The sequence below is a fragment of the Caulobacter sp. 17J65-9 genome (genome assembly GCF_010975005.1).
In the GTDB taxonomy this organism is placed as follows: domain Bacteria; phylum Pseudomonadota; class Alphaproteobacteria; order Caulobacterales; family Caulobacteraceae; genus 17J80-11.
In genome coordinates this window covers 1-3,927 of the sequence record NZ_JAAIVC010000246.1, presented here as the reverse complement: position 1 = coordinate 3,927, position 3,927 = coordinate 1, and the positions used below count along the sequence as shown (strand labels likewise).

At 71.0% G+C, this 3,927-nt stretch carries 4 protein-coding genes; 1 reads left to right on the top strand and 3 read right to left on the bottom strand.

Annotated elements, in window-relative coordinates; translation table 11 throughout:
- Positions 1 to 509 (bottom strand): hypothetical protein (locus G3573_RS20635; RefSeq protein WP_205598407.1); only part of this gene is annotated, 509 nt, incomplete at its 3' end.
- Between the two features lie 163 nt (positions 510 to 672).
- Here G3573_RS20635 and G3573_RS20630 point away from each other — a divergent pair.
- Entirely contained in the window at positions 673 to 1,263 is a 591-nt protein-coding gene (locus tag G3573_RS20630) for a sigma-70 family RNA polymerase sigma factor (RefSeq protein ID WP_163263538.1), read from the top strand.
- Positions 1,264 to 1,671: 408 nt separating this feature from the next.
- Here the strand turns inward: G3573_RS20630 and G3573_RS20625 are convergent, their stop codons facing one another.
- Positions 1,672 to 2,526 carry an alpha/beta hydrolase gene (locus tag G3573_RS20625; protein ID WP_163263537.1) on the bottom strand — a complete coding sequence of 285 codons (855 nt, stop codon included), beginning with the start codon at positions 2,524 to 2,526 and terminating at the stop codon, positions 1,672 to 1,674.
- Positions 2,527 to 2,876: 350 nt separating this feature from the next.
- Positions 2,877 to 3,629, bottom strand: coding sequence for an outer membrane beta-barrel protein (locus tag G3573_RS20620; RefSeq protein ID WP_163263536.1), 753 nt, complete (start codon positions 3,627 to 3,629; stop codon positions 2,877 to 2,879).
- Positions 3,630 to 3,927: the final 298 nt, after the last annotated feature.

Genomic DNA, 3,927 nt, shown 5'->3' with positions numbered 1-3,927 from the left:
GCGCGCACCCGGGCCTCGGCGGCGCGCGACAGCAGGGCGGCGGCCTCGCTGGAGGTGCGCGCGCCGGTCGGCAGGCCGCTCATGCCGAACTGGGCGCACAGCTCCTGATTGTCGGCCTGCAGGCGGCGCACCACGGCCCGCTCGGCGGCGATCACGGCGGTCAGGTCCCCGACCGGGGCGGCGGCCACGTAGGCGGCGCGGCGGTCGGACTGTTCGCGGGCGCGCTCCATGGCGCGGGCCTGCACCTCGTTCAGCGTGCGGCCCTCGCGCAGGTCGGTCAGCATGGCCGAGCGCAGCTCGGCGTAGTCGGCCGGATAGTACTGCTTCAGCGCCAGCATGTAGGGGTCGGCGGCGGCGAACTGGTCCAGCTTTTCTTCCAGGGCGGCCGGCTCGCCGACGGCGCGCGGCAGGCGGCCCGCCTCGGTCAGGCGCCAGGCGATCAGGGCGAGCAGGATCACGGCGGCCAGCCACAGGCCGGCGGTCCACCACTTGCGGCGTGTCGGGTCCAACGGGGTGATCCTCATCTCTCAATAAACGCGTGAACGCGGGTCCTTCTCCCGTGGCGAGAAGAAGGAAGGAAGTCCCTGTGAAATTACCGTGGAGCTTTTTCGCCAGCTTCGCGTTCATCAAGCGTCAGGGGAAGTCGCCCCGCTGTAGCCGGATGTTTGTCGCATGCGTAGCCTGCCTGCTTCTGACGAGACCTTCAGAGATGGTCTCACCGCGCTGATCCCTCAGCTCCGCGCCTTCGCCCGAACTCTATGCCGCAATCGCGCCGAGGCCGACGACCTGGCCCAGGACGCCCTGCTCAAGGCCTGGAACGCGCGCGAGCGGTTCGAGGCCGGGACCAACCTGAAGGCCTGGGCCTTCATGATCCTGAGAAACCAGTTCTATTCCGACCGGCGTCGCGCCTGGCGCTCCTGCGCGCTGGATCCCGAACAGGCCGAGCGCACCCTGGTGGCAGCCTCCGCCCCGGACGCCGGGCTGGAGCTGGACGAACTGCGCCGCGCGCTGGCCCTGCTGCCCGACGAACAGCGCGAGTCGCTGATTTTGGTGGGCGCCGGCGGCTTCTCCTACGAGGAGGTCGGCGAGATCTGCGGGGTCGCCACCGGCACCATCAAGAGCCGCGTCAGCCGCGCCCGCACCCGCGTCGAGCAGATCCTGGCCGAGGGCGCCTTCGGCGAGGACGACGTGCCGCCCGACCTGGCCATGGACGTCATTCTCGCCCAGCTGAGCAAGCTGACCCACGGGGCGTGGGCGGCGTGAAGCGTTTCCTTCTCCCGCCGCCGCGGGAGGAGGAGGGGCCCGGAGGATGGAGGGGTTCGCGAGCTTTTCAGTTCCAGCGCGCCCCTTCATCCTCCCGCCTTCCACCAACTGATCCTTCTCCCCTTGAGGGAGAAGGAGGGGCCCGCGCCCCGGAGCCCCGGACTTGCTCCGGGGCGCAGGGCTGCGCGGGAGGATGAGGGGTCGCGCTGCGGCGCCCCGCATCTCTCCCTCAAGCCAGGCCCAAGCCTTCGAGGGCCGGACCGCGCCTTAGGTCCATGGCGCAGCTCGTTCTGTTTTGATCTGGGGCGCGCGCGGCGTCCGTCGCGCGACCCCTCATCCTCCCGCGCAGCCCTCCGCTGGCGCTCCGGGGCGCGGGCTCCGTCCTTCTCCCTCAGGGGGAGAAGGAGGCTATTTCATCTCTTTCCCGAGCAGCGTCCCCACCTCGGTCAGCGCGCTGACCGAGCCCTTCGACAGGTGGGTCAGGTTCAGCCCGCCGTGCACCAGGGCCGGCCAGGTGCGTTCGAACACCAGCCGCCCGGCCCCGGCCAACCGCTGGCCGTAGGCCTCGACGTCGGCGCGCACGGGGTCCAGCGGGCCGCCGCCGGCCAGCAGGGTCGGGGGCGCGTGGTCCAGCGGCGCCTCCAGCAGGGAGGGGAAGGGCGCGTCGCCGATCTCGCGGCGGATCGACTGGGCGGCCACGCGGCCGATCACCCGGAAGTGGCGCAGCACCTCCTCGCGCCAGACCGCGTCCTCCAGGTGCAGCAAGGGATACAGCAACAGCTGCAGCGGCACGCTGCCCGGCCGTTCGGCGTTCAGCGTCAGCGCGGTCAGGGCCGCCAGATAGGCGCCGGCGCTGTCGCCGCCCAGCGCCAGCCGCTCCGGGTCGACGCCGAGCGCTCCGGCCTCTTCGCGCACCCAGCGCGCGGCGGCCAGCGCGTCGGCCTGCTGGCCGGGGAAGGCGGTCTCCGGCGCCAGCCGGTAGCCGCAGGAGATGAAGCGCACCCCCGACGAGGCGGCCAGCCAGCGACAGACGCTGTCGTGGGTGTCGATGCTGCCGCAGACGAAGCCGCCGCCGTGGAAGTAGAGCAGGGCCGGACCGTGCGCGGGCGCGTTGACCGGCGCGTACAGCCGCGCCCGCAGCGGCCCGCCGGGACCCGGCGGAGCCAGTTCGCGCACCTCGCCCAGCGGCGGCGCGTGCCAGTCCTGGTCGGACAGCAGCCGCTCGGCCGCCTCGCGCAGGCCGCGGATGAGTAGGCCGGTCATCAGGGTCCCCCGGTATTCAGCGCACAGGTCGGACGGCGAAGGCGGGAGGTCAAGTCCCCCGATCCTTCTCCCCCTGAGGGAGAAGGAGGGACCCGCGCGCCGGAGCGAAGCGGAGGCCTGCGCGGGAGGATGAGGGGTCTCGCGACGGAAGCTCCAGCAGTGGTTGGCCCGGAAGGACGTCGGCAGGCCACGGCGCGACCCCTCATCCTCCCGCGCGGACCTTCGGCCCTGCGGGCCTCCGGTGCGCGGGCTCCGTCCTTCTCCCTCAGGGGGAGAAGGAGCCGCCGCCCCAAACGCAAAAGCCCCGCGGTTTCCCGCGGGGCTTTCCGTATCGACCGGGGTCGAAACGCTTAGATGACCGGCGCGAACAGGATGTCGGAGAAGTTCAGGCCGCCCTTCAGCGAGGCGCCCGAACGCTCGCGCGACTTCAGGGAGTCGGCGCCGAAGGTCCAGCGGACGCCCAGGGTCCAGGTGTTGACGTCGAAGTCGCCGAAGGTTTCCAGCTGCTTCTCGTTGTACTCGGCGTAGAAGCTGACCGGCGACGCTTCCGGCTTCCACTCGCCCGACAGGGTCCAGGTGTTCAGTTCCATGTCTTCGACTTCCATGCGGCCCAGGTCGGCGCCGAAGGCCAGGTTGTCGGTGACGAAGTAGGTGGCGCCGGCGGTGACGTTCCAGCCGTCCAGGTCGGTGCCGAAGACTTCGATGGTGTTGTAGCCGAGCGAGCCGTCGACGGTGACCTTGTCGAAGTTGTAGGCGCCTTCGACGCCCAGGCCCCAGGCGCTCATCATGCTCATGTCGGTGGTGTCGGCGTACACGCCGGCGGTCCACGCGTCGTTGCGGGTGAAGAGGTGCAGGCCGGCGTCGGTGTACTGGAAGGCGTCGCCGTCTTGCGACAGGCGCTTCACGGTCGCGTCGCCCTGGATGTTCCAGCCCGAGGCGATCTCGGTGGTGGCGGCGCCGCCGATGCTCAGGGCGTCGATGTTGTCGCCGTACGGCACTTCGATCTGGCCGTAGGAGGCGTCCAGCTGGCCCGAGCCGGCGAAGGCCGGGGCGGCGGCGAACAGGGCGACGGCGGCGGCCGAAGCGGTCAGCAGGGTCTTCATGGGAAATCTCTTCTGTGCGTCCCGCAGGCGGGGAGGCCCGCGGCGAAGTGGCGCGGACCTAAGCTGTTGCTTTCAGCTTAGCAATTACCTGAGCGGCGTTTCGCGCCCGCTCCGGTTGAAATGTGACGTTTTTGTTACAGGGGTGTGGCCATTCCTCCCCCGAGCGTAGCGGTGGGGGAGGGGGACCGCCGAAGGCGGTGGAGGGGGCTCGTCTTGGCGCGCCGGTGCAGCTGAGGCGGCTCGCTCCGCTGGAGCCCCCTCCACCACCCTTCGGGTGGTCCCCCTCCCCCAGAGGGGG

Coding starts and splice junctions, on each gene's coding strand:
- G3573_RS20630 (WP_163263538.1), top strand. CDS start 673: ATGCGTAGCCTGCCTGCTTCTGACGAGACCTTCAGAGATGGTCTCACC.
- G3573_RS20625 (WP_163263537.1), bottom strand. CDS start 2,526: ATGACCGGCCTACTCATCCGCGGCCTGCGCGAGGCGGCCGAGCGGCTG.
- G3573_RS20620 (WP_163263536.1), bottom strand. CDS start 3,629: ATGAAGACCCTGCTGACCGCTTCGGCCGCCGCCGTCGCCCTGTTCGCC.